General features: G+C 52.6%; 21 protein-coding genes and 1 pseudogene. 2 read left to right on the top strand and 20 right to left on the bottom strand.

Annotation, left to right across the window (positions count from 1 at the left end; translation table 11 throughout):
* Positions 1 to 3: 3 nt before the first annotated feature.
* From DSCA_RS24755 to DSCA_RS24670, 19 genes and pseudogenes are all read right to left on the bottom strand, one after another.
* Positions 4 to 2310 carry a glycosyltransferase family 4 protein gene (locus tag DSCA_RS24755; protein ID WP_155318993.1) on the bottom strand — a complete coding sequence of 769 codons (2307 nt, stop codon included), beginning with the start codon at positions 2308 to 2310 and terminating at the stop codon, positions 4 to 6.
* Positions 2311 to 2319: 9 nt separating this feature from the next.
* Positions 2320 to 2565 carry a GlsB/YeaQ/YmgE family stress response membrane protein gene (locus DSCA_RS24750; protein ID WP_155318992.1) on the bottom strand — a complete coding sequence of 82 codons (246 nt, stop codon included), beginning with the start codon at positions 2563 to 2565 and terminating at the stop codon, positions 2320 to 2322.
* A gap of 152 nt (positions 2566 to 2717) precedes the next feature.
* Complete coding sequence (locus tag DSCA_RS24745) at positions 2718 to 3041, bottom strand: putative quinol monooxygenase (RefSeq protein ID WP_155318991.1); 324 nt, start codon at positions 3039 to 3041, stop codon at positions 2718 to 2720.
* A 33-nt stretch (positions 3042 to 3074) separates the two neighbouring features.
* A complete protein-coding gene (locus DSCA_RS24740; protein WP_155318990.1) occupies positions 3075 to 3305 on the bottom strand; it encodes a KH domain-containing protein in 231 nt (76 codons plus the stop codon).
* A gap of 266 nt (positions 3306 to 3571) precedes the next feature.
* A complete protein-coding gene (locus tag DSCA_RS24735) occupies positions 3572 to 5053 on the bottom strand; it encodes a sigma-54 interaction domain-containing protein (RefSeq protein ID WP_155318989.1) in 1482 nt (493 codons plus the stop codon).
* A 230-nt stretch (positions 5054 to 5283) separates the two neighbouring features.
* A complete protein-coding gene (locus tag DSCA_RS24730) occupies positions 5284 to 6564 on the bottom strand; it encodes a CHC2 zinc finger domain-containing protein (protein ID WP_155318988.1) in 1281 nt (426 codons plus the stop codon).
* A 43-nt stretch (positions 6565 to 6607) separates the two neighbouring features.
* Positions 6608 to 7804: a cardiolipin synthase ClsB gene (gene clsB, locus DSCA_RS24725; RefSeq protein WP_155318987.1), complete on the bottom strand. Its 1197-nt coding sequence runs from the start codon at positions 7802 to 7804 to the stop codon at positions 6608 to 6610.
* Between the two features lie 169 nt (positions 7805 to 7973).
* Positions 7974 to 9761, bottom strand: coding sequence for an ATP-dependent zinc metalloprotease FtsH (ftsH, locus tag DSCA_RS24720; protein WP_231716270.1), 1788 nt, complete (start codon positions 9759 to 9761; stop codon positions 7974 to 7976).
* A 206-nt stretch (positions 9762 to 9967) separates the two neighbouring features.
* Positions 9968 to 10252: a hypothetical protein gene (locus DSCA_RS24715; RefSeq protein WP_155318985.1), complete on the bottom strand. Its 285-nt coding sequence runs from the start codon at positions 10250 to 10252 to the stop codon at positions 9968 to 9970.
* A 102-nt stretch (positions 10253 to 10354) separates the two neighbouring features.
* Positions 10355 to 10705: a hypothetical protein gene (locus DSCA_RS24710; protein ID WP_155318984.1), complete on the bottom strand. Its 351-nt coding sequence runs from the start codon at positions 10703 to 10705 to the stop codon at positions 10355 to 10357.
* 86 nt (positions 10706 to 10791) lie between these two features.
* Complete coding sequence (gene hflC, locus DSCA_RS24705) at positions 10792 to 11760, bottom strand: protease modulator HflC (protein WP_155318983.1); 969 nt, start codon at positions 11758 to 11760, stop codon at positions 10792 to 10794.
* Positions 11757 to 12806 carry an FtsH protease activity modulator HflK gene (gene hflK / locus DSCA_RS24700; RefSeq protein WP_155318982.1) on the bottom strand — a complete coding sequence of 350 codons (1050 nt, stop codon included), beginning with the start codon at positions 12804 to 12806 and terminating at the stop codon, positions 11757 to 11759. Before hflK ends, hflC begins: the two co-directional genes overlap by 4 nt.
* Before the next feature lie 294 nt (positions 12807 to 13100).
* On the bottom strand, positions 13101 to 13748 hold the full coding sequence (gene trhA / locus DSCA_RS24695) for a PAQR family membrane homeostasis protein TrhA (RefSeq protein WP_155318981.1): 648 nt from the start codon (positions 13746 to 13748) through the stop codon (positions 13101 to 13103).
* Positions 13749 to 14329: 581 nt separating this feature from the next.
* Positions 14330 to 15076 (bottom strand): tyrosine-type recombinase/integrase, encoded by a 747-nt coding sequence (locus DSCA_RS24690; protein WP_231716558.1) that lies wholly within the window; start codon positions 15074 to 15076, stop codon positions 14330 to 14332.
* 12 nt (positions 15077 to 15088) lie between these two features.
* Positions 15089 to 15349, bottom strand: a pseudogene (locus DSCA_RS32710) (site-specific integrase); the annotation flags it as partial.
* On the bottom strand, positions 15346 to 16314 hold the full coding sequence (locus tag DSCA_RS24685) for a tyrosine-type recombinase/integrase (protein WP_155314548.1): 969 nt from the start codon (positions 16312 to 16314) through the stop codon (positions 15346 to 15348). The pseudogene DSCA_RS32710 and the gene DSCA_RS24685, both read right to left, overlap by 4 nt.
* Positions 16301 to 17482 (bottom strand): tyrosine-type recombinase/integrase, encoded by a 1182-nt coding sequence (locus DSCA_RS24680; RefSeq protein WP_155318980.1) that lies wholly within the window; start codon positions 17480 to 17482, stop codon positions 16301 to 16303. Before DSCA_RS24680 ends, DSCA_RS24685 begins: the two co-directional genes overlap by 14 nt.
* Complete coding sequence (locus DSCA_RS24675; protein WP_155318979.1) at positions 17479 to 17892, bottom strand: helix-turn-helix domain-containing protein; 414 nt, start codon at positions 17890 to 17892, stop codon at positions 17479 to 17481. Before DSCA_RS24675 ends, DSCA_RS24680 begins: the two co-directional genes overlap by 4 nt.
* 135 nt (positions 17893 to 18027) lie before the next feature.
* Complete coding sequence (locus DSCA_RS24670) at positions 18028 to 18210, bottom strand: hypothetical protein (RefSeq protein WP_155314551.1); 183 nt, start codon at positions 18208 to 18210, stop codon at positions 18028 to 18030.
* Positions 18211 to 19081: 871 nt separating this feature from the next.
* On the opposite strand from DSCA_RS24670, the gene DSCA_RS24665 reads away from it, so the two are divergent.
* Together DSCA_RS24665 and DSCA_RS24660 are read left to right on the top strand one after the other, a co-directional pair.
* Positions 19082 to 20254 (top strand): alcohol dehydrogenase family protein, encoded by a 1173-nt coding sequence (locus DSCA_RS24665; protein ID WP_197904660.1) that lies wholly within the window; start codon positions 19082 to 19084, stop codon positions 20252 to 20254.
* A gap of 151 nt (positions 20255 to 20405) precedes the next feature.
* Entirely contained in the window at positions 20406 to 21263 is an 858-nt protein-coding gene (locus tag DSCA_RS24660; RefSeq protein ID WP_155318978.1) for a hypothetical protein, read from the top strand.
* Between the two features lie 277 nt (positions 21264 to 21540).
* Here the strand turns inward: DSCA_RS24660 and DSCA_RS24655 are convergent, their stop codons facing one another.
* Positions 21541 to 22587, bottom strand: coding sequence for a polyamine ABC transporter substrate-binding protein (locus DSCA_RS24655; protein ID WP_155318977.1), 1047 nt, complete (start codon positions 22585 to 22587; stop codon positions 21541 to 21543).
* Between the last annotated feature and the right edge of the window lie 193 nt (positions 22588 to 22780).

Raw genomic sequence — 22780 nt, 5'->3', positions numbered from 1 at the left:
ACGTTAGTCTGGTTCCTGTGACGACGGCTGATTTAAAATCTCGTCGGCGTAGAGCTTCTGCAAGGCCATCAACGCAAGTAGCCAGGCCAGGGAGGACTCGGCACCTTCATTTTGATTGATGCCGTCCGCCATCAACCCATCCCGGCAGCCCCCGGTTTTGGCATCATAGAGCGGCAGGTTGAGGTCGTTGTGCCCGAGAAACCAATTGAAACACATGACCGCTTTGTCGAACCATGATTGATCCCGCGTGATCTCAAAGGCTTTCACACACGCTTCGACCATGGTGCTGGCCTCGATGGGCTGCTGGTCGAAACGGGCTCTGGGGCCGCCTTGTCCATACCATCCGTTGCTGCCGATTGGCACGAAATGGCCGTCTTCAGTCTGGATGGCAAGCAGCCACTTGAGTGCGACGAGTCCCATATCCACCATGTCGCTGCGTTGCATCCGCTGACCGGATAGCAGCAGGGCATGGGGCATTTTGCCGTTGGCATAGTTCAGAGCGTTCTCAAGCCATGGCCAATCGTCCGTTGCATGGTTTTTGAACTGATCGAAAAGCCTGACAGCCATGATCTCCCGGACCCTCCGCACATCGCTGTCACCGGAGAATTTATCCAGGTAGGCATGCACACCCACGAGGCAGAATGCTATGGCCCGGGGCGAATGAAAATTTTCGATCGCTCGCAGGGCCTTTTTAAATAGGGTCGTACTCATTGCCAGATGCCCCGGGTTTTGAAGAAAAGCCACCGCGCTGCCAAGGCTCCAGATTGCCCGGCCATGGGCATCCTCGGAACCGATTTCTTCCGTCCACTGCCGCGAATAGGTCATGAAATTGCGAAAGCGTTCTTTTTCCTCATTGAACGCATACAGAAGAAATCCAAGATAATGGCCGCTGAGTGAATCGAGTCCCCAGCCGTTTGTCGGCCGGTATCGTTGACCCATGGCGGCAACCAGCAGCGCCCTGGCATTGTCGTCGGTGCAGTAGCCATGGGTACGATCGGGGATGGTATAGTTGGCATGCTGCAGGATGCCGGTATCATCTGTAAAGGCTTTGAGGTGATCGAGCTTGATCTCCGGAAGATCAAAATTAGTGATGGCCTTGATATTTTCAACGTAGGAGTGCCGTGGACGCGGGTTCTGGGTGCGGTTTTGCCTTACATCACTGAACACCTGGAGGTAGTTCCGGGCGACCTCCTTCCACACGGCCTCACGAGTGAATGTATAGGCCTTTTTGCGCATGGCGTGCCGCTCGACATCATTGTCCAGAAGGTCGATTATTTGTTGGGCCATGGCATCTGGATCGCGGAAGGGGACAATTCGACCCCGGCCATCGGCAAGCATCTCGGTGGCATACCAGTACGGCGTCGAAATGATGGCTTTGCCGGTGCCCATGGCATAGGCAAGCGTACCGGAGGTAATCTGGGCTTCTTCAAGATAAGGGGTTGTGTAGATATCGGCAATGCCGAGAAACTCGCACAACTCGTTCAGTTCAACAAAACGATTTTGAAAAATGACATGCGCGCCAATGTGGAGTTCGCGTACGAGCTGCTGCAGCATGATACGGTAGGCATCCCCATGCTGTTTCAAAATATGCGGATGGGTTGCCCCCAGGATAATATATGCCAAATCAGGGTATTTGTTGATGACCGCCGGAAGCGCCTGTAATACATTTTCAATGCCCTTATTGGGGGAAAGCAAACCGAAGGTGAGCAGCACCTGTTTGCCTTCCACACCGAACTTGTCTTTGTTAAAGCTGGGATCGATAAATGGTGTGTCCGGAATGCCGTGATGGATAAAGACGACTTTCTCTTCGGGCACCGCGTATATCTCTTTGAGGAAGTCGAATGCCTTATGGCTCATCACGACCAGTTTGTCGGAAAGCTCGGACAGCTTGCCCATGACGGCACGGTATTCCGGTGGAGGGTCTTTTAACACCGTGTGCAAGGTCGTCACCACCGGCATACGCAGGTCACCCAGTAGTTTCAGCAGGTGGCTGCCGGCGGGACCGCCGAAAAGACCGTATTCATGCTGCACACAGACAATATCCGTCTGACTGATATTGAGGAATTGAGACGCCATGCTGTAGTCGCTCAATTTGTTCTGGTTGATCTCAAAGCGTACTTTTTCCGGATAAGGATATCCCTCGGGTTTGTCGTTCATGGCCGCCGCCCAACAGTTTATATCGGGCGCTTCCGCTGACAGGCCTTCGACCAGATCCGTAGTAAAGGTGGCGATGCCGCATTGGCGGGGCAGATAGTTTCCGATTACGGCCACCGAGTTGATTCCCTCGTAATACTTGATAACAGATGTCATGATCGCCACCTATGCCTTTTTAAACGCCCTTATGGCATACAGGAAGATAATCGCGCCACTGGTTGCGATGAGCAAACTTCCGACCAGGCTGCTGTCAGCAAACAGACCGGTTCTTTCAAAAAGGAGACCACCGATCAGTGCACCAACCATGCCGGTAATGATGTCTCCAACCACCCCAAAAGCTTTGCCGGTCATAAATTGCCGGGCAAGCCATCCGGCAATCAAGCCAATTAAGATCATCCAAAAATAATCCATGTGAATTTCTCCTCGTGCGTGATGAGATAACGTCTGTTGCAAGACGGTAATATCAGTGTCGTCACGTTTCTCTGCTTAGGTTGACGATCCCACTCAATCGGACGTCAATTCTTCGAAAGCAACGATGGCAGACCTGCTGCATTGCAGTCGTGCTATTCTCCCCGAATGGCGAGAACGGCTTCCATCCCCTCCGATTGATGGATCGTGTGGATATGGATCCCATGCGGCTCTGTCAGCAGACTCTTGGTCCCCAGCAAAACGCCGAAAATTTCGGACTGTAAATGCTGATCAAGATCTTTTCTTGTCTGCCACTCTTCGAGAAGGTTCAGAAGGTTTTTGTCTTCCATATTGCAAAAAAGGGCGTAACTCAGACAGCCCGCCGCCTTCTCCATGGGCTCGACCATTGAGAGAATCGTTTGGACCAGTTCCTTCTGTTTTTCCGGAAGCACGTGCATGGTAATTCTAACAACGATCATGGCGGCGACCTCCCGGCAATGCCAGTTTTCAGGTTAATCGATGATTTCAAGCCGCGAACGCTTCTTGGCCTTGGAGGAAACGGCGTTGACAAGCGTCCGCAAGGCATCTGCCGTTCGACCCCGCTTGCCGATGATTTTGCCGATGTCTTCTTTGGCGACACGAAGCTCTACAATTGACGTATAGGACCCGTTGATTTCGGTAACGAATACGGCTTCGGGTTGATCCACCAGGGCACGGGCAATGAGTTCAATGAATTCTTTCATCAGAGGACGACCTTTTTCGGTTTGAACCGTGTTGAGAGGGGCGCACATCCCTTCACCTTATAGCTTTCCGCTGACGGAAATTCGGATCCGATGCAACGGATTCCGTCAACTTGACACTCAAAGTCCATGCCGGTTTTGGAATGTGCCGTGAATTTACTGTATTGATTTGATTTAATGGGAAATAGAGATTGAGCAGGTCAAGATGGCAGAAAAAAGCAGATTATAAGATTGGCCGCATATGACCATTGGTCATATGTGACCATTATTTATGGTTTGTGGATATCAAGTTTGCGCATGCGGGCGCGCAATGTGCTGCGTTCAAGGCCGAGGATTTCAGACGCACTGTTGTTTCCGCTGACTTTCCATTGGGTCTGTTCAAGCACTCGCAGAATATACTCCCGCTCTACGTGCGCAAGGGTCCGATTCGTGTTTGTTAAATCTTTATTCGGCTTTTTCAGTTCATCCACCAAGTGCAGTTTGGGACCCGATGAGTTGATCACGGCTCGCTCGAGGACATTTTCAAGCTCGCGAATATTGCCGGGCCAATGATAGTTCCGCAATGTGTTCATCACATTCACCGGAACCAGGTTGATCGATTTTCCCAACCGCTTGGAGATTTTATCGATAAAATAATCGACCAGCAAAGGGATGTCTTCCCTGCGTTCTCTGAGCGGGGGCATGGTGATCGGAAAAATATTCAGCCGATACCAAAGATCCTCCCGGAACGTTCCCTTGCGCACTTCCGCTTCCAGATTTCGATTGGTGGCGGCAATAATGCGGACGTCGACTTTTATGGTTTCTGAACTGCCCAGGCGCTCAAATTCGCCGGTCTCGATTACCTGAAGCAGCTTGGGCTGCAAATCCAGGGGCAGCTCGCCGATTTCATCCAGAAACAGGGTTGTACCATTGGCGATCTCGAATCGTCCCAACCGTCTGGAATACGCATTGGTAAAAGCGCCTTTCTCATGGCCGAAAAGCTCACTTTCAATGAGGTTCGAAGGCAGTGCGGCACAATTCATTTTCACCAGAGCCCGATCCTTGCTTGAGCTCAATCCGTGAATCGCCCGCGCCACAAGTTCTTTACCGGTTCCGGTTTCGCCTAAAACCAAAACATTGGTATCCGCGGCGGCGATCTGTTCGACTTTGTAAAATACATATTTGATTTCGTTGCTTCGGCCAATAATGTTCTCATGGTTGAACTCCAGTTTTATCTCTTCCTGAAGATAGGCCCTCTCGGCTTCGAGTTGGTCTTTGAGGCACTTTATTTTTTCTAACGCGTTTTCAGCCACGTGTTTGCTGTTTAAAGCTTCCTCCCTTGCTATTCTCAGTTCGGCGGTCCGCTTTTCAACAATGTCCTCAAGATTTCTTTTGTAATATTCGCGATCGGTTACGTCTTCGATGGCCAATAGAATCAGCTGTGTATGATTTTCTTCGGTGTATATTCGCCTGGCATTCAAATGCATGATCTTACGCCCGATGGACTCAAAGTGATGCTCCACCTCAAAATCATTGAGCTTAGTGTTTTGAGGGAGGATCTCTTCCAGCAATTCTTTGAGTTTGGGGATGTCCCATTGCCTATTGCCGAGATCATATATCAACACCCCTTCCGTCTGTTTGGGGTTAACATTGAACGTGTCGTAGAAGGAAGGGTTGGCCTTGATCACTTTCAGATCAGGATCAAGTACTACCACTGGTTCCCGAATCGAACCGAGGATGCTATCAAAAATATCCGGATAAGCTTTTCCCATTAACTTGTCTTGCGTTATCCGTATACCGGATTGTTTTAATTTTATTAGGCAGTTGCTTCTTGTCCAGAATATCGTTTTATTCATAATAATATAGTTGTATGGTGAACGCAACCGGGCGCAAAGACAGACTACCCCAGCGTTGTAAATTCCATGGGATTCAGATCCATTGCGTAGAGGGTGAAGCCGCAATAATTGGTTCAGTGGTTCGGCTATTCGAAAGAACTTTTTCTTCATTGCGCATCGGTCTGCATGGGTTTCAGGGAAAATCCACTGATGGTATGAACCACCGGTTTCAACATAGCGAAAGGGTCCCGGCCGTCTGCCAAACCGCCAAGGTAATAGACCCATCCGCCTGTTTTGGCTGCAATCCGTTCGATGCCGTTTCTGCCGAGTTCATCCCAGTCGTAGGCGACTATATAATTTTCGATATCAAGGCCTTTGAGAAAGGTCGCCGCCTCGGGGGTGAGATAGGAACCCAATGTCGAAACCACTACCGCTTTGTCCTGGTCTTGGAGCAGGTTGTAAAAGGCAAAATAATCAAATAGGCCCTCCACCAGGATGATCGTCCGGTACTGCCGGATGGACGGCGCGGCCTTTTCAATGCCATAAAGCCAGCTTTTGGCGGATAGGGGGACTTCTCTGACCTGGTGTTTGAGCCAGCGAACGCCCCTATCACCCGGGCGTCTGCCTACCATTCCGGTCACACCGGCGTCGGCGCCATAAATGGGAAACACTATCCGACCGGCGAAGAAATCGCCGTAATTTCTTGAAAACAGGTTTTTGCGGTTGAAATCGATCTGCCGGCAATAGTACCCGTATCCCTTCACGGTCGCATCGTTTAAAAACCTGAAGAGTCCCCCGTTTGAGAATGCTTCGAAGGCATCAGTGTCCTTTACAAAGTGTGGCACGAAACCATCTATCAGTGCCCTACCGTGGTATTGTTCGTCGCTGTATGGCGGCGCGTAGCCGATGGTGAACTTGTCGATGGTCTCTTTTCCGACGCCCCGGCGGGCAAGATACTCCCAAACGGTCCTGAACCGGTCTTCATTAGCGACAAACAGCTCATGGTAAAAGTCGGCGGCATTTTCCAGGGCGGCAAGCCCCTTTGCATCGCCTTGCTTCGGTTCGACAAACCCAACCGGTTCATCGGGTTCCGATGTCTCGTCAGGTTCAGGAATACCGGAACTGCTGCCATCATCGAAATTGAAATCCGTGACACCCAAATGCGCCGCCCACACCTGCTGTGCCTTGCTGAACCGATAGTTCCTGCGCAGCATGATCAGGTCATAGATGTCCCAATCGCCCTTACAGGCGCCGAAACAATGGAACCGGACCTCATCATCCTTGTTGACATACACCATGAAACTCGCATTGGTGTCAGCGTGAAATGGGCATGGGGCATTGTACCGATTTTTTTTAACACGCTTGAAACGAGTATCAAGCAGCGCTTCAATATAATGGATGACGGCATCGATGGTCGCTGCCGATTTGATGTCTTGGTAGGTTTTCATCACAAATCCCGGTTTTGCATACGTGCGCTACCGCGCCTCTCTTCTATGCCGCGTGATCGATCGGCACTGCTCGGCCAGGCAGTTCACCCGGGGCATAGCCCGCAATTCCGATCATGAATCGCACCACGCCGTAACTCAGCCAACTCGCCAGACGCTGTCCGATGGATTGGGTTCCCCAGTTTTTCTCACCTATTCGCTGTGCCCCTGTCTCGATGGCCTGCTCCAGGCTGAACTTCAATTCTTTGGCAAAGGCTTCATCGTCAACAACCACATTGGCTTCCAGCGCAAGCAGCAGGCTGAAAGGGTCAAGATTGGAAGATCCCACCGTGGCCCAATGCTCGTCGATAACGGCGACTTTGGCGTGCATCATGCTCTTGTGGTATTCATGGATCTCGATCCCTGCAGCGAGAAAACTGCCATAGAGGGCCTGCGAGGCATAATGCAGCAATGGGTGATCCATCCTTCCCTGCAACAGCAGCACCACCCGAACACCCCGCCCGGCAGCATCTGTAAGCGCACGCCGGAAATTCAATCCGGGCAAAAAATAGGCACTGGCAAGAATAATTTCGTCTTGCGCCTGCTCGACCGCCTGCAGATAGGCTTCTTCGATGTCGCGGCGGTGGCGGATGTTGTTGCGTACCAGAAAAGCCGCCTGCATCAGGCCTGTGGGTTCGGTTGAAGGCCTATATCTGTCGTCGTTCCTGCCCCGGTCGGGAAGCCAGCGCATCCAGGCCACACGCGACCATACCCGGCGGGCGGAATCATGAATTTCTTTTACCAACGGCCCTTGAATACTCACCGCGTAGTCAACTCGCAGCGATGTTTGGCTACTTATATCCCGATGATCGTTAATATTTATTCCACCTACAAATGCGATCGTCTGGTCCACGACCACGATTTTGCGGTGCAAGCGACGCAACCGCCGGCGCCGCAACGTCCAGGGGGATGTCTTGGGCCGGAACTTCAGCACCCTTACGCCGGCCGCCTCAAGGTCATCGACCATGGTTTTCGGAAAACCGATCGAGCCAAATCCATCGATCAGCACGCAGGTTGTTACGCCACGCAAGGCCGCCCGCTTGAGTGCTTCGGAGATGCGTCGGCCGGTATTGTCGTTTTCGAAGATATAGGTTTCTATAAAGATTTCATGCATCGCCCGATCCAGTGCCGCTTCGATCGCCGGGAAATAAGCCTCGCCATTTTGTAACAGGGTAATCTGGTTGTTTGGAATCATGCGTGACATTCGGGCCACCAGGGTTGTTGGTTGTTCTGTGCGCAGCGCGAACCTTTTGGATCTAATATCGTCCGGAGATTTGAAACTTCGGATACGTTTAACGGTACCGTTCAGGTCAGCATCGGCCGGACAGACCGGGGTACAGGACGATGATGACTAACTGTTGCATTGGTTTTGATTAGATGACATTTTCCTGATCTGTTTTCCCGTTAATGTCTTCGGGCAGATCAATGGGCGGTACTGTTACCGTTCCGGGTGTGGCGACCGACAACATCTGCCTGAGTTCATCTCCCTGCACACTTTCGTTCTGCGAGAGGAGACGGGCTAGATCATCGAGAATGATTCGCCGTTCCGATAGGATTTTGCGCACGCGCTGATGGGCTTCATCGACAAACCGAAAGACCTCGTCATCGATCTGGGCGCCTTTGGCTTCACTGTATTGTTTAGCGGAAGAAATGCTTTCCGGGAGAAACATCGCCTGGCGCGGGCGCTCATAGCTCACCAGTCCTAAGCGATCGCTCATGCCATATTCCGCAACCATGGAGCGGGCAATGTCCGTCGCCCGCTGCAGATCGTTCTGGGCCCCGGTGGAAATTTCGTCAAAAACAAGTTCCTCGGCCACGCGACCGCCGAGGAGGACGGCCAACCGGTCCAGCAGTTCCGCGCGGGTCATCAGATAACGGTCCTCGGTGGGCTGCTGCTGGGTGTACCCAAGCGCCGCGATCCCGCGGGGGATGATCGAAATTTTATGCACCGGATCGGCATGCTCGACAGACTCGGCCACAATTGCATGTCCGGACTCATGGAAGGCGACAATTTCCTTCTCCTTGGGGTTCATCACCCGATTTTTCTTCTGAAGACCTGCCACCACCCGGTCAATGGCCTCGTCGAAATCTGTCAGTTCGACGATTTCTTTATTGTTCCTGGCCGCTAGAAGCGCAGCTTCATTGATGATGTTGGCCAAGTCCGCACCCACAAATCCAGGGGTTCTGCCGGCGATCAGTCGCAGGTCGACTTCGGGACCCAAGACCACATTCTTGGAGTGGATTTTCAAGATGGCTTCGCGTCCATTGATGTCCGGCCGGTCCACCAGCACCTGCCGGTCAAACCGGCCTGGCCGCAGCAACGCCGGATCGAGAATTTCCGGCCGGTTGGTGGCGGCCATGATGATGACCCCTTTATTTGTTTCGAACCCATCCATCTCCACCAGAAGCTGGTTAAGTGTCTGCTCGCGTTCGTCATGGCCGCCCATCACGTTCATCCCCCGCGCTTTGCCTAAGCCATCCAGTTCATCGATGAAGATGATACAGGGTGCCTGAGCCGCGGCCTGAGAGAAGAGATCACGGACGCGGGCCGCCCCTACACCGACAAACATCTCCACAAACTCGGACCCGCTGATGGAAAAGAAAGGCACTTTGGCCTCCCCGGCCACCGCTCGAGCCAAAAGGGTCTTACCGGTTCCCGGCGGGCCAACCAGCAGCACTCCTTTGGGTATCCGGCCCCCCAGTTTCTGGGACTTTTCCGGGGTGCTTAAAAATTCGACCACCTCCTGGAGCTCTTCTTTGGCCTCATCGATGCCGGCGGCATCGGCGAACGTGACCTTGGTCTCGCTCTCGGCGAAAATCTTGGCTTTGCTCTTGCTGAAAGACATCACACCCATCCCCGTCCCCATCTTCTTCATGGCAAAGCGCCAGATCAGGAAAAAAAAGCCCAAAGGGAGAACCCAGGAGAGAAGGCTGCTCAGAAATTTGTTTTCGTATCGTCCGGAATAACTGATTTTGCGTTCGTCCAGTTCCTTCGCCAGACCTGGATCGTCGACCCGAATGGTCTTGAACGCTTGACCGGTGGAACCCTTTAGCGTTCCGGTAATAGTTTCAGGCCCGATGATCAATTTGCCCACGGTTCCGTCGGCGATGGCTTGTTTGAACCTACTGTACGGGATCGTTTCCACTTTTTCAGAAAACAAGAAAGGCTGCAGATAAGAAAAAAAGAGTACGGCCAACAGGAAATACCAGATGTTGAAACGCCTCTTGGGCGGCAACGTGTCCTTATTTTTCGGATGATCGCCGAAACCAAAGAGGTCTCTTAGCTTATCCGTAAGATTAGCGATGGGATCTTTGTTTGAATTGGATGCCATTTCCATTTTCTCGTCTGTAATTTAACGGCGCATGCTCAATCACCGGAGATGTATTTTTTCAACGCTCCCATGGCCTTGGTAATTTCCTGGATCGCCTCGTGCATGCCTTCGGCGCCGTGGTCTTTTTTGGATGAACCTTTCTTTTCGATTTTGTCCTGAACCGCGGATTTGATCATTTTCAAGTGTTGCGCGTGTATTTCAACCTGCAGGCGATGCTCCTCTTCCATGCTTTTAATGGCATCGGCATCAATCCGCTTGACCAGTTCATCGGCCTCGGCCATTAATTGTTCGATATTCTTGGATTCTAAGTATTCTGACATGATGCGTCCTTTCGACCGTTTTTTGCCCGACCCGGCATGGAATTCGGCAAAAATCTATTAGCCGGCGGATACAATGGTTGCATCTTCTTTTCACAGACGGGCTCATTTTTTCAAAAGCAGTTCAATTCCAGCGGCACAAGCTCGAGCGACGCCATAACCTGCCTCTTCCTGCCCAGGCATTTTGTCCCAACCGCCCTTTGAAACCAACTCATGTCTTTTCCAGCTGTCGATCTTTTCAAATTCCACAAGATTGTCCGCTTTGCGGGAATCCGCCATGAATTGGGCCACGCAAATCGCCGTCCGGCCTTCCAGAATCGCTTTTTCGGTTATCTCTTGGGTAGCCGATGCGGTAGACCAGCCACCCCACCCGAAACCGATGATCATCGCGATGGCGGCTCCAATCACAAGCCCCCAGCTTCCATACTTCATTTTACTTTGAGTTTCCTGTTTCATGAATACTACCTCTCTTATCTATTTGTTGGATTTTTCCCGGTAACATCTCGTCTCCCGGGGAGTGAACAAAGTCAACGGATCGGCATTCATCGAACCCGCCCTTTCCCGGGGCTCGCCTGCTTGATATATTGATAGAAATCACTGTCTGTGGTGAGAATCAAAACGGAGTTCTTATTAGTCTTTTCCTTGTAGCTTTCAAGGGTGCGCAAAAAAGCATAGAATTCTGCATTTTTATTGTAGGCTTGGCCATAGATTTGCGTTGCCTCAGCGTCGGCTTCGCCCTGGACCTCCTGCACCCGGCGGTAAGCGGTGGAGCGGATCTGGCGCAGCTCTTTTTCCATTGTACCGAGGATCTCGGCACTGCGTCCCTCACCTTCGGAGCGGAACTGCGCAGCGATCCGTTTGCGCTCGGAGATCATGCGTTCATAGACCTTTTCACGGACACTTTCCACGTAATCCAGACGCTTGATGCGGACATCCACCAATTCGATGCCATATTGCGGGATGATCTTTCGTGCTTCAGTCAGTATCGTTCGGGTGATCTCCTCCCTGCCGCGGGCAATCTCCCTTTTAAGCTCCTCTTCGCGCTCCTTTGGGATCTCCTTCAGGGCCTCGCCCTCAGGCACTTCCCACGATGCGCTGCGCACGAGTTCCACGAGTTCACTGCTCGACACCTGGTCGCGCACCACCGAATCGAGAATATCGTTCAAGCGCGACTGGGCACCTTCTTCACTGGCCACATTCTCCAGAAATTTTTTCGCGTCGGCAATCCGCCATCGGGCGGTGGTGTCCACCCAGATGAACTCGCGCCCCTTGGTGGGAACCTGGTTCGGATCGCCATCCCAGACCAGTAGACGCTTTTCGAATCGCCGGACCTCCTGCACAAAAGGCAGTTTCATATGCAGCCCCGCCTGGGTTACCGGTTCCCCAACAGGTCGGCCAAACTGCACGACAATGGCCTGCAGACCCTCTTCCAATGTATATAGACCGCCATAGAGTGCGATAACGATCACCACCGCTATCGCAATGATTACTGCTTTCAAGGTAAACTTCATGGCTGCCTCCCTTGTGCTGATAGTTGCCCACTGGATTCCAATGGGAGCCAGGGCACCATGGCCTTCTGGTCCTTATCCACGATATAGAGCCCTTTCATGTCTGACAGGAAACCGGTCATGGCCTCCAGATACAGCCGCCGGCGCGTGACCTGCGGCGCCTGCTGATATTGTCCTAATATGGCCTCAAAACGGGTGGCCTCTCCTTGGGCCCGGTTCACGCGTTCCAGTGCGTAACCTTCGGCCTCGCTGATGCTTTGCGTAGCCACCCCTCGAGCTTTGGGGATTTCCCGGTTGGCCTGTTCCTGGGCTTTATTGATCGTTCGCTCTTTGTCCTGGCGCGATTCGTTGACTTCATTGAAAGCCGGTTTAACCGTATCCGGCGGAGTCACATCCTGAAGTTCCACGGTAACCAGTCGCACGCCGGACTCATAGGTTGTCAGGATTTTCTGGATTTCGTTTTTGGCTTCACTGGCCACGGCCACCCGTCCGGTGGTCAGTACATCGCTGCCCAGACGGTTGCCGACCGCGCGGCGCATAACCGCCTCAGTGGTATCGCGGATGGTTTTCGATGTGTCGCGGACCTGGAACAGATAGCGGATCGGATCTTCGATGCGGTATTGGATGATCCATTGAACATCGATGACATTTAAGTCGCCGGTAAGCATCAACGACTCGTCCTTATATTCACCTCGCGTATCATAACGGGTCTTTTCACCGGGAACGGTGGAAACCGATACCGTCCGAAACCCAAACTCTTCTTTAAGCACCCGAGCCGTAGGCAGCAGACGGACCTTTTCGATGCCATAGGGCAATTTGAAGTGCAGTCCTGGGCCGGCCGTGCGCATGACCTTGCCAAAGCGCTGTACAATCCCCGTCTCCTCCGGCTGAACGGTGAACCATGCAGTCCATAAGACCACCACCACCAGACCGGCGACAAGAATGAAGACCGGACCGCCTTTGAATCTTTTAAACTGCTGTAGGATTTTTTCCAGCACGTCATCCAACGTCGGTTTGGATCCCCCTTGGGGTTGATTCCATTCAGTCATAACTTACCTCCTAGTAAAAGAGCCGATCAGCTTCATCGATGCTTGTTTGTTTAGGGCATCACACCATTTAGTATATGTGGATTATTGCTTCCAACCACCGGAAGCATCCATTAATGGATTGGCTATCTCAAAGTTCATGCCGAATCATTCCTGCTCGTTTCTTTTTCGCATCAAGTTGATTTAATGAAGAAATATGATTGGAAGGCTTCAGCTGTGAGGGAAGAACATGCTTAGCGTTTCAGGTCACATATAACCATTGGTCATATTTGACCATATATTAGGCGGAATTGAAGTCTATGCAGCATAATTTAGGACTACAAAGTAATGACATGTGGTGCCCGCAATTACGAATAGATGCCAGATCAGGTGGCCGTAGGGTATCCGCGAGTCGGTTGCGAAAAAGGCGACCCCAGCGGTGTAGGACAGTCCTCCCGCAATCAACAAATACAAACCCGCAGTTGGCATGCGGTCAAGTAACGGTTTGACAGCAATCACCACAAGCCACCCCATCAACAGATAAAGGCAGGTGGAGATTATGGGATGGTCGGTTTTATAGAATGCCTTCAGCACGACCCCGGCTATGGCCAGACCCCAAATGACACCGAAGAGCGTCCAGCCCAATGGACCGCGGAGTATGCCAAGGGTTAAAGGCGTGTACGTGCCGGCGATAAGGATAAAGATCGCGGAATGCTCGATGATCCGAAAACAGCGTTTGGCTTTGCCTATTGGCCACGCATGGTAGAGCGCTGAGGCCAGATAAAGAAGAATCATGGACGCGGCGAAAATACTCGTACCGACTATGAATCCGGTATCTCCGTGCCTTGCTGCATGCATGACCAGAAATGGCGTTCCGACCAGCGCGCCGATTAGCCCTGCGCCGTGACTGATGCTGTTGGCGATTTCTTCGCCGGTGGACTGACCACGATGGCTGTTTGCACGCATGTCAAGTCCTTTAAACATCTCACTATAATTCGCTATCAAGAACACCCTTCCGGCTTTCATTGGAATCAGTTTCCAATCAAATATGGGAAGGGGACCAATGTCTCGATTTAAAAAAAGGAGTAAATAAATAGATGACTGGCAAGTTTCCAAGTTACAGAATAGCGCAGCTTCCACGAGCTATCGCAGGCGGGTTCGATCTCCCACCCTCGGCCTGTCACTCGCAAACGTATCAGTAGTCTGCAATTACGAATTCTGAAAGTAAAAACAGTGAGCCTGACACGACAGCAGTTCTTTTTTCCCTCAGGCTTTGCCCCAAACATAGCCACAACTGCTGCAGCTCCATTTAAATACAGGGCCACTTTCAGGGCGCAAGCCACCAGGTTTTGCAATACCTTGCCTTATGTTGCGAGTACACGTAACCCATTGAACTTTCGATGTATTTCAACAAGGTCTATCCAAATGCGATTTCTGCATGATATCAATGAATTGCGGATCATTTTGTGATTTTTTCAAAAAACAGTCAACATAATGTAGCTTCCATCGACATACCGTTAGATGGTCGGGAACCGGGTCGCACCCCGTCACAGTGTGTCCAACCAAGCCAACGTGTCCTGTTTGTTTTCCCAGTCGATTAATTCTTCCAGGCGGGGGTCCGGATTGAGCAGCGACTGGCTGTATCGGATAAACTGCTCCTGGATGCTTCGTTTGTGCGTCAGATCCATTTGCAGATAGGTCATTGTGGATTGGATATTTTCGTGACCTAATCGGTTTTTGATATCGGAGACTGGCTCTTTGGCGCAAAGCATTCTTACCGCACATGCATGGCGAAAGCTATGGGCCGGATTGATGTCTGCAAGGCGTTTCGGGTCCAGTACCCGCTGTAGATATTTTTTACAGATTCGATTGATCCCGTGCCGGGTAAAGCCGTCGCCGCGTTGGTTGATAAACAACCGCTGCCGGGACATTGGGTTCGGCTTTTTTCGGTAGCCGGTGATGTAGGTGTTGATCAAGTCGACCGTTTTCGGCCACAGTTGCATCTGGCGGAAGCGGTTGGCCTTGCCTAAGACGGCCAGTGTTTGATGATGGGGATCAAAGTATTCCAGGTTCAACGTCGCGACTTCACTGGCTCTGGCCCCTGAGTCATAAAGCAGATGCAATAAGGCATAGTCGCGCAACCCCTCGGATTTAGAAAGATCAACGGCTTGATAGACCTTAAGGATTTCATCGGGATACAAAAACCCGATCAACGGTCGTTGCGAGCGTTTCTGGGGAATAGAGAGGATCATGCCGGCCAGACGTCTTTTCTCCGGAACCATAAAGCGGATCATTTTGGCCAATGATTTGAGGGCCGCCAGCCGCTGGTTGCGTGTTGATGCCCGGTTGCCGCGTTTGGTTTGAAGATGGTCGAGAAAGTCCAGGATCAACGCACTGGTTAAATGATCGACTGTCAGCGATTTGATCTTAACGCCATGGTATGCGGCCGCATAGGGCAAGAATAGTTTAAAGGTGTCCCGGTACGCCTTTATCGTCTGCACACTGCAGCCCTTGATACGAGGCAGGTACTGCTCAAAAAATTGGTGTATACTTTGGTTAAGATTCATCGTTTTCGGGTGAGAACAAAATCCAACAGTTGTTCTCGTTGGTCGGCATCGACCATTTTCAGGTATTTGACGGTATGCTTGTACTCACTATGCCCCATATAGGCGGCCAGGACAGGCAGTGCTTGTTGGGGCGATCCTTGCCGGGATTTGACCTGCAAAAGGGTGTTGACAGCGAACGAATGCCTCAAGCTGTGTACGGTCGGGGCGCAAAAGTTGGTGCGGCCGACAACATGCCTTACCTGTTCAATACCGATGGTTCTGACGGATTGGTTAAAGATCAAGCGGATCCGTTCTGGAGTGAGGCCACCGTACCGGGACCCGGCCAGAAGATACGGGTTGTGAGCATCATCCATCAGGTTGCGACGCACATTCAGGTAGTTTTGCAGTTGGGTGTTTACCGCTGTCGGCACCGGTATCAGGCGGTCCTTTTTAAACTTGGTCTTTTCGATATAAAGGGTCCGCTCCGACTGGCGATAGTGATGCTTGAGCAATCGCACCGGTTCCGATATTCTCATCCCACAGCGGGCCAGCAGCAAGATCGCCAGATACACCGCCAAATCCTTCATGAAGCACCTGGGTTGCCTGCGGATCGTCCGGCATACAGCCAAAAGCAGCTGATCGACCTGCTTGGCAGAGAAGATAAAGGGGATGATCTCATTTTCCGACAACAGCGGGATGTCCTTTACCGGATTGACCGCATAATCCCCGCAGCGCACCAAATAGCCGAAGAACATCCGCACGGTGGAGATCACCCGGTTGATGCTGCGAGATTCGACCTTCAGATCGGCGCGTAACTCAAGAAAAAACGATGCCGGCAGAGCAGCCGGTTCTTTATGACGTTTGGCCAGATAACAATCAAAAGTCTTCAGGTGGGCATACAGCGCTTTGGTCGAGAACCCCAGGGACTGGCGGTAGGCCATATAATCGGTGAGCCGCGTTGCCAGAAAGCTGTTAAAGGGGGTCATCGAATAATACCTTTCGCATCAATTCGATATGGATGTGCAGATACTTTCGGGTGGACTCGATGCTGTCATGGCCCAGCATCTCTTTGACCTCGTAAATGGATGCACCGGCTTCCAACAGGTTTTGCGCATAGGTGTGGCGCAGCCAATAGGCGCTGGCGTCCAGGCCCGCAGCCCGCATACAGTTGCGGACGCAATGGCCGATGACATTGGGACTGAGCGGTCGATGAGGCGGATGCAGGGTTAAAAACAAAGCCCGGTGGTTGCTTTGGGCGCGACCGCCGATCAGGTAGGCGGCGACGGCTTTGATCGCTGCATCGGGCAACGGCAATTTGGCCGGACGGTTGTTTTTGCGATCCCGCAGGTAAACTTCCGCCTTGCCGAAGCTGATATCGTCCAATCTGAGCGATCGGATCTCGCAGGGACGCATCCCCAGCAGATAGGCCAGATGGATCATTGCGGCGGTTCGAAGTTCACTGGCCGTCGCATACCTTAAACTGGCAAACAGCTTATTGATTTCATCCTTGCGTAAGAACTTGGGCGGTTTTGGCTGGGCAAACAAGGGTGGTCCGGTGACCAGCGGCGCCAGGTCTTTGGCCAATAATCGGCGTTCGGCGAACAGGTAACGTAAAAATCCGCGCAGATAGGACCGATAAATCCTGCAGGAGGCAGTTGAAAACCCGTTTAAAAACGTCTTTAAAAATGCATCGATCTGCTCGATGCCGACCGCCCGCAGCTTGATCCGGTGCCGCTGGAGGTAGTGGGCAAAAGCGTTGAGCACGCGCCGGTTGGCCTTGATGGTGCGTTCAGGGGTTTGATGAAATTTTTTTCGAAAGCGCAGATAATCCTCGAACACGTCTGGTAAGTTCACGGACGGTGTTGGATAGCGAATCGGTTGAGCAATTTTGCCCTGCGCGTAAAGATATCTCGACAGGTTGGTAACCGCGTGAGGAGGACTTTTGAAGCGCTTGATGGTCGCGAAAGTAAAAATGCCCTCCCATTCATAGCTTCCGGATTTGATGAAATCGATAAATTGGATCAATCGCCAGCGGTAATCTCTCTGGGTGCTCTGGGCATAGCCCTGGGTGGCCATCCACTGCCGATGGTTTTTGATGGCCTGTTTAAGGGCAATGACGACCCCTTCAGCAGTTGCCTGACGATTCTCCATCATGGCGTCATCCGCTTTAGCGATCGGTCGACAAGGCGGGCGATGGACACCTGCTGCTTTGTTGGTTTGCTGTCTACCTGCAATGTGGTTGGCGACAAAACGGGCGTTGCGGGAAGTTCGAGTACCTGGAAAACCGTGCCGTCAAAAGCGATCAGATCTTTGTCTATGAGCCCGTTTCTGGCGTTGATGTATTGGTCAAGATTCATCTGCAGCAAACTGCAAATTGTGTCGTAGCTGTAGAAAGAGAGTCCATGACGGTCTGAAGCGAGCACCAGCAAGAGGTAGAGAAGTATTTCCTTTTGCTGCAAAGATGACAAAAATCCCTGGGAAAGAAAACGGTGCGGGACAAAACTGAATCCACCATGGATGCGCCTGATACGATCAGGGTTGAGAACTTTCTTTTTAATCATCATGGCCACCTTTTCGATTGGGTTAACCATATCCGCGGCGAGGGAACGTCTCCACAATCCGGCCACGGATACCGCAAAAATGGCAAAATGGCCTTGTATCGATACGGCAGATACAGCTTTTTAGGCGGATGACTATCTTCATAGCCCATGGGCGCCGGGGTGTGGAAGTTGCATCATCCATGTTTTTTGGTTTTCTTTGCGCATTGCCGTGTCTGCGACGGTTTTCAGCTTCACAGTGGTTCTTTTTGCCCTTTTGGGTCCGGCGATATTTTCTTTGTGCTTTGCAATGGTTTTTGCGCTTTCCCGCACTACGGCATTCATCACAACAATAGGCCTGTCCTCTAAAACAGCTTCTGCAGATACAAAAAGTAAAATCGCACCATCGACATTGAATGAGAATCAGTAACACCTTGGGCATGCCTCCGGCCTTGCAAACAGCCGGAAGGTGCAATAGAAAGGAAGTATGGTGTGGGAGCTTCCGGATGCTTGCGGTAGCTCTTGCCTAAAGCCCGAAGGTGCCACTTCGGGCTTTTCTATCTATTCCCATTTAGAGTCGCAAATCGTGGGTCGAAGTACAAGAGATCCGGATAGTCAGAGCTATACAGGTATTCCTTCCAGTCGTCGTGAAACGATAGGGGGGAGGAATCAGATGAATGATATGGATTGTTGAATATTTTTGGAATTAGATGGAATGAAATGGGGAATGAAACCCACAACATAACCAAACTCACAACACAACTTGCCACACATTGATATTAAATTGTATTCGGATGAATCTACATGTTGTGGTCGGTTGGAAGTCCGGTTCGTTTGCGATTACATTTTGTAAGCTTTGTATGTGATGTCATTATACGATCCCACCACAACGCTTTTATCGGGAAAAAAACGCCTGGATGAAAGTCGCATGCTGGTTGTAACTGGAAAGCCCGGCGCCGACTTCAGGCTCCGGGGACCAGTCGATCCAATTCTGCGCGGCATCCGGCGTGGATGCCTTGTCGGGGATGTACATGGAATCGAACCAGATCCCACTGCCCTCTTGGGGAATAACGACCCCCCAACATTGCAGAAACGGGTCGTTGACTATAATACCCTTTGTGATATCAAACTTTTTAAAGGGTTACACCAGACATCTAACGGCCACCGTATTCATACGATAAGCTTTGAGGTAAAAAACAGAGGAGAAATGGACAACATGAACAGCCCACGCGAAGTCAAGCCCGAAAAGGACCGCTTTGATATCAGCAATTGTAAAACAACCATGAAAGCGGTGGTCACTCTGGGAAACGGTGGTTACGAAAAGCTCGCGTACCGGGATGTCCCGGTTCCCGTGCTGGAACCGGGAGAAGTCCTTCTGCAGGTCCTCGCAGCCGGCGTCAACAACACCGAAATCAATACCCGTTTGGGCTGGTACTCCTCGACCGTCACCAGCGGCACCGAAGCGTTGACGGCTGCCGAGAAAGAAAAAGCAAAAAAAAAGGCGGATGGCGGATGGAACGAAGCAACGCCGTTTCCGTTCATCCAGGGCACCGACTGTTGCGGGCGTGTTGTTGCCGTTGCTCCCGGTGAAGATCAGAGCATCATCGGTTCGCGCGCGCTGATACGACCATGCATCCGCAGCACGGGATGGGATTCCCTTGAAAATATCTGGATGGCCTCTGATTTCGATGGCGCATTCGCCCAATTCGTCAAAGTGGCGGCCGGCGAAGTGTTTCCGGTGGATTGTGACTGGAGCGATGCCGAGCTGGGCACGATCCCCTGTGCCTACGGCACGGCTGAGAATATGATCCACAGGGCAAAGGTGTCCAGGGGCGACCATGTACTGGTCGCCGGGGCGTCGGGCGGCGTCGGTTCGGCGGTCGTGCAGCTGGCAAAACGCCGCGGGGCCGAAGTGACAGCCATTGCAGGGCGGGAGAAACTTGAGCAGGTAGGCACCATCGGCGCGGATCGCCTTGTCGCCCGCGGCGACGATATCGTCGCCTGCCTGGGTGAAAAATCCGTTGACGTCGTTGTTGACAACGTGGCGGGTCCGGCCTTCGGCGAAATGCTTAAAGTTCTGAAAAGAGGTGGCAAATATGCATCTTCGGGTGCCATTGGCGGGCCCATGGTGGCACTCGATATGCGTGATTTTTATCTGAAGGACCTGACCATGATCGGCTGCACCGCCTGGGATGAGCCTGTTTTCCCCAACCTGGTGGGCTATATCGAGAAGAGTGAGATCCGTCCGCTCCTTGCAAAGACGTTCCCGCTTGAACGGATTGCGGAGGCGCAGCGCGAGTTCACGGAGAAGAAGCATGTGGGCAAATTCGTTTTGATTCCACCTCCGCTGGATGACTCCCATCCGGTACTGTCCGGAACAACGCCCTGAGGCTCACACGTGCGCAGGACCTGACCATGCGACGAAAAGCGAAAAAGAGATGACCCGGGGCTAAAGCCGGGATCGTTGCACCTTGACGCCTTTGTGCCGTCTTTGACGTTCAACACGACAACAGGGTTTTATGAGGCGCTCATACTACTTGATGACAATCACGACCGTGTCGGCCGCTTTCAGCCGCCTGAAATCTATCCGGCACACCGATTCGGAGCTGACCCCGGCAAACTGGTGCGAAGCACAGCCGTGCACAAAGATTCGATTCGCATCGAGAGATATCCTCCTGACCCAGCCGAGCTCGACGGTCTTCGTCTACGCCCTGGGGCTTTTGACCATTGCCACCGGCCTCTATTTTCTGCAGATCCGGGGGAGTGAACAATCTCGTCTGTGGTGGGGGATATCGCTGATGTTGTGGGGCATCGGTGCGCTTCTGGCCGGAACCAGTTACCAGGCCTTTGGCTACCAGATCAAGTGTGCCGGACGGCACACCTGCGCCTGGACCAGCTGGTGGGAGGTGAGCTACCTCATGCTCCAGCAAATCAGCATGGACGCCATGCTGGCAGCCGTGGCCTATTCCTGCACCGATGGGATGTTGCAGAAGGCGCTGCTGGCTTACGCGCTGGTCAGCGCCGTGGCATATGTCATTGTCGCCTTCATCGGAGCAATGGCGCCCTTCCAGTCGCTTATCACCTTCACGATGATGGTACGGGTATCGACCCCGATTCTCCTGATCGTTTTCATCCTGAACGGCTGGCGGTATTACCTGTTCAGGGACCCCATGGATCTTGCGCTTCTGGGCACCTGGGCGCTGCTGCTTCTCACCAGCGCCGCCTATTGTCTTTACGACGACATGGATATCACCGGAAAACTCTGGGCCAGGGGAGATGGGGTCTGGTTCTCCCAGAATGACGTGCTTCACATCGGCCTGATCTTCTGGATGATATACATCGCTATGGTTGTGGCCCACCGGATCAACGATTATGCCGCGCCGGTTGGTAGCGGATAAATCGCCCCGACGGCGTTGCAAGCGGTTAAACGAGGGAACAGACAAGTGGGTCAGGCCGACCTGACATCGCCTGCCGCCTGAGTTTCCAATCCTGACCGCCAGCGTTATCGGAAAAGAGAAAAGCGCCTGATCCGTGCGGTCGTGCGTTGCCGGCAGATCAGGCGCCTGGTGTGTCTGCGTTCTGTATCTGTTTCAAGCCCTGACACCCCACCACGCCCCTTGCCCTCCATGGGAGAGGAAGACGTGGCACTTTACGGGTGCTCTGGCTGACCATCGATCAGTGGGACTTGGCGCGCGTCCAGGCTTCGTCCATGATCCGGTTGTCCTTGCCCAGATCCTTGGTGAAATGAAGATTCTTCATGATCTCGGGTGTCGGGTAAATCCCCGGATTTTTGAGGTCTTCGGGGGTGATGAAGGCCTCGGCCGCCTGGTTGGGCGTCGCATACTGGTTGTAATTGGAAAGCTCGGCACCCACCTCGGGTTCCAGTATCCAGTTGATCCACTTGTGCGCGGCATCCGGGTTGGGTGCCCTGCTGGGGATGCACATGGAATCGAACCAGATTTCGCTGCCCTCTTTGGGGATGACGAAACCCAGTTTGTCCGGTTCTTCGGTCACCGACTGAATGGCGTCCCCGTTGTAGACGATGGCGGCGACCGCCGTGCCGGCGACCACATCGTTCTTGCCGCCCACCCCGGGCTTGAAGCCCATGCAGTTTTTGGTCCGTTTGGTGGCCACCAGCAGGTCGGCAGCGGCCTTGAGTTCCTTGGGGACGGTGCTGTTGAAATCATGCCCCTGGTAGACCAGGGCGATGCCCATCATCTCGCGAACCGAATCGATCAGCCAGAAGGCGCCGGGCTGTTTGGCGGCATCGAAAAGCACCGACCAGGATTGGGCCGCGGCGTCACCGACCTTGTCCCTGCGGTACATCAGGCCCACCGTGCCCCACTGGTAGGCAACGGAATATTTGTTGCCCGGGTCATAACTGGTTTCCCTGAAAAGGGGCTTGAGGTTTTTCAGGTTGGGAATCTTGGCCAGGTTCAGGGGCTGGATCAGTTTCTGGTTGATCAGCACCGGCATGATGTAGTCGGAGGGGACGATGATGTCGTACTGGCTCGCCCCGCCGGCCTGCAGCTTGGCCACCATTTCCTCGTTGTTCTCGTAGATGTCCAGCCGGACCTTGATGCCGAACTTTTTTTCAAAATCGGCCGGCATCTTTTCCTCATCCATGTACTCCGACCAGGTGTATACCCTCAATTCTTCGGCACTGGCGGCCATCCCGCCAAAAAGCACCAACACCAGTACGAGCAGACCGAGTTTACGCATCTTGTTTCTCCTTTTCAGCAATGGGGGTTAGTATGCATTGACGAATTCGTAAAAACGCCGATATCTGCGTTACGCTTCATCCCTCGTCACTGCGGCGTACCCTCAGTACGCCTCATTCCTCGGGCTTTGCAAGCCTTGATCTCGGCGTTTTTACGAATTCGTCAGAAATGCGGCTCGTTACGAGTCCATCTTG

The sequence above is a fragment of the Desulfosarcina alkanivorans genome (assembly GCF_009688945.1).
In the GTDB taxonomy this organism is placed as follows: domain Bacteria; phylum Desulfobacterota; class Desulfobacteria; order Desulfobacterales; family Desulfosarcinaceae; genus Desulfosarcina; species Desulfosarcina alkanivorans.
The sequence above is the reverse complement of the archived record's forward strand: the minus strand, read 5'-3'. Positions and strand labels throughout refer to the sequence as shown.

What these genes read in the sequence shown, in the direction of transcription:
- DSCA_RS24755 (WP_155318993.1), bottom strand. Translation starts at nt 2,310, where the DNA reads ATGACATCTGTTATCAAGTATTACGAGGGAATCAACTCGGTGGCCGTA.
- DSCA_RS24750 (WP_155318992.1), bottom strand. Translation starts at nt 2,565, where the DNA reads ATGGATTATTTTTGGATGATCTTAATTGGCTTGATTGCCGGATGGCTT.
- DSCA_RS24745 (WP_155318991.1), bottom strand. Translation starts at nt 3,041, where the DNA reads ATGATCGTTGTTAGAATTACCATGCACGTGCTTCCGGAAAAACAGAAG.
- DSCA_RS24740 (WP_155318990.1), bottom strand. Translation starts at nt 3,305, where the DNA reads ATGAAAGAATTCATTGAACTCATTGCCCGTGCCCTGGTGGATCAACCC.
- DSCA_RS24735 (WP_155318989.1), bottom strand. Translation starts at nt 5,053, where the DNA reads ATGGGAAAAGCTTATCCGGATATTTTTGATAGCATCCTCGGTTCGATT.
- DSCA_RS24730 (WP_155318988.1), bottom strand. Translation starts at nt 6,564, where the DNA reads ATGAAAACCTACCAAGACATCAAATCGGCAGCGACCATCGATGCCGTC.
- clsB (WP_155318987.1), bottom strand. Translation starts at nt 7,804, where the DNA reads ATGTCACGCATGATTCCAAACAACCAGATTACCCTGTTACAAAATGGC.
- DSCA_RS24715 (WP_155318985.1), bottom strand. Translation starts at nt 10,252, where the DNA reads ATGTCAGAATACTTAGAATCCAAGAATATCGAACAATTAATGGCCGAG.
- DSCA_RS24710 (WP_155318984.1), bottom strand. Translation starts at nt 10,705, where the DNA reads ATGAAACAGGAAACTCAAAGTAAAATGAAGTATGGAAGCTGGGGGCTT.
- hflC (WP_155318983.1), bottom strand. Translation starts at nt 11,760, where the DNA reads ATGAAGTTTACCTTGAAAGCAGTAATCATTGCGATAGCGGTGGTGATC.
- hflK (WP_155318982.1), bottom strand. Translation starts at nt 12,806, where the DNA reads ATGACTGAATGGAATCAACCCCAAGGGGGATCCAAACCGACGTTGGAT.
- trhA (WP_155318981.1), bottom strand. Translation starts at nt 13,748, where the DNA reads ATGCGTGCAAACAGCCATCGTGGTCAGTCCACCGGCGAAGAAATCGCC.
- DSCA_RS24690 (WP_231716558.1), bottom strand. Translation starts at nt 15,076, where the DNA reads ATGATCCGCTTTATGGTTCCGGAGAAAAGACGTCTGGCCGGCATGATC.
- DSCA_RS24685 (WP_155314548.1), bottom strand. Translation starts at nt 16,314, where the DNA reads ATGACCCCCTTTAACAGCTTTCTGGCAACGCGGCTCACCGATTATATG.
- DSCA_RS24680 (WP_155318980.1), bottom strand. Translation starts at nt 17,482, where the DNA reads ATGATGGAGAATCGTCAGGCAACTGCTGAAGGGGTCGTCATTGCCCTT.
- DSCA_RS24675 (WP_155318979.1), bottom strand. Translation starts at nt 17,892, where the DNA reads ATGATGATTAAAAAGAAAGTTCTCAACCCTGATCGTATCAGGCGCATC.
- DSCA_RS24670 (WP_155314551.1), bottom strand. Translation starts at nt 18,210, where the DNA reads ATGAATGCCGTAGTGCGGGAAAGCGCAAAAACCATTGCAAAGCACAAA.
- DSCA_RS24665 (WP_197904660.1), top strand. Translation starts at nt 19,082, where the DNA reads ATGAACAGCCCACGCGAAGTCAAGCCCGAAAAGGACCGCTTTGATATC.
- DSCA_RS24660 (WP_155318978.1), top strand. Translation starts at nt 20,406, where the DNA reads ATGACAATCACGACCGTGTCGGCCGCTTTCAGCCGCCTGAAATCTATC.
- DSCA_RS24655 (WP_155318977.1), bottom strand. Translation starts at nt 22,587, where the DNA reads ATGCGTAAACTCGGTCTGCTCGTACTGGTGTTGGTGCTTTTTGGCGGG.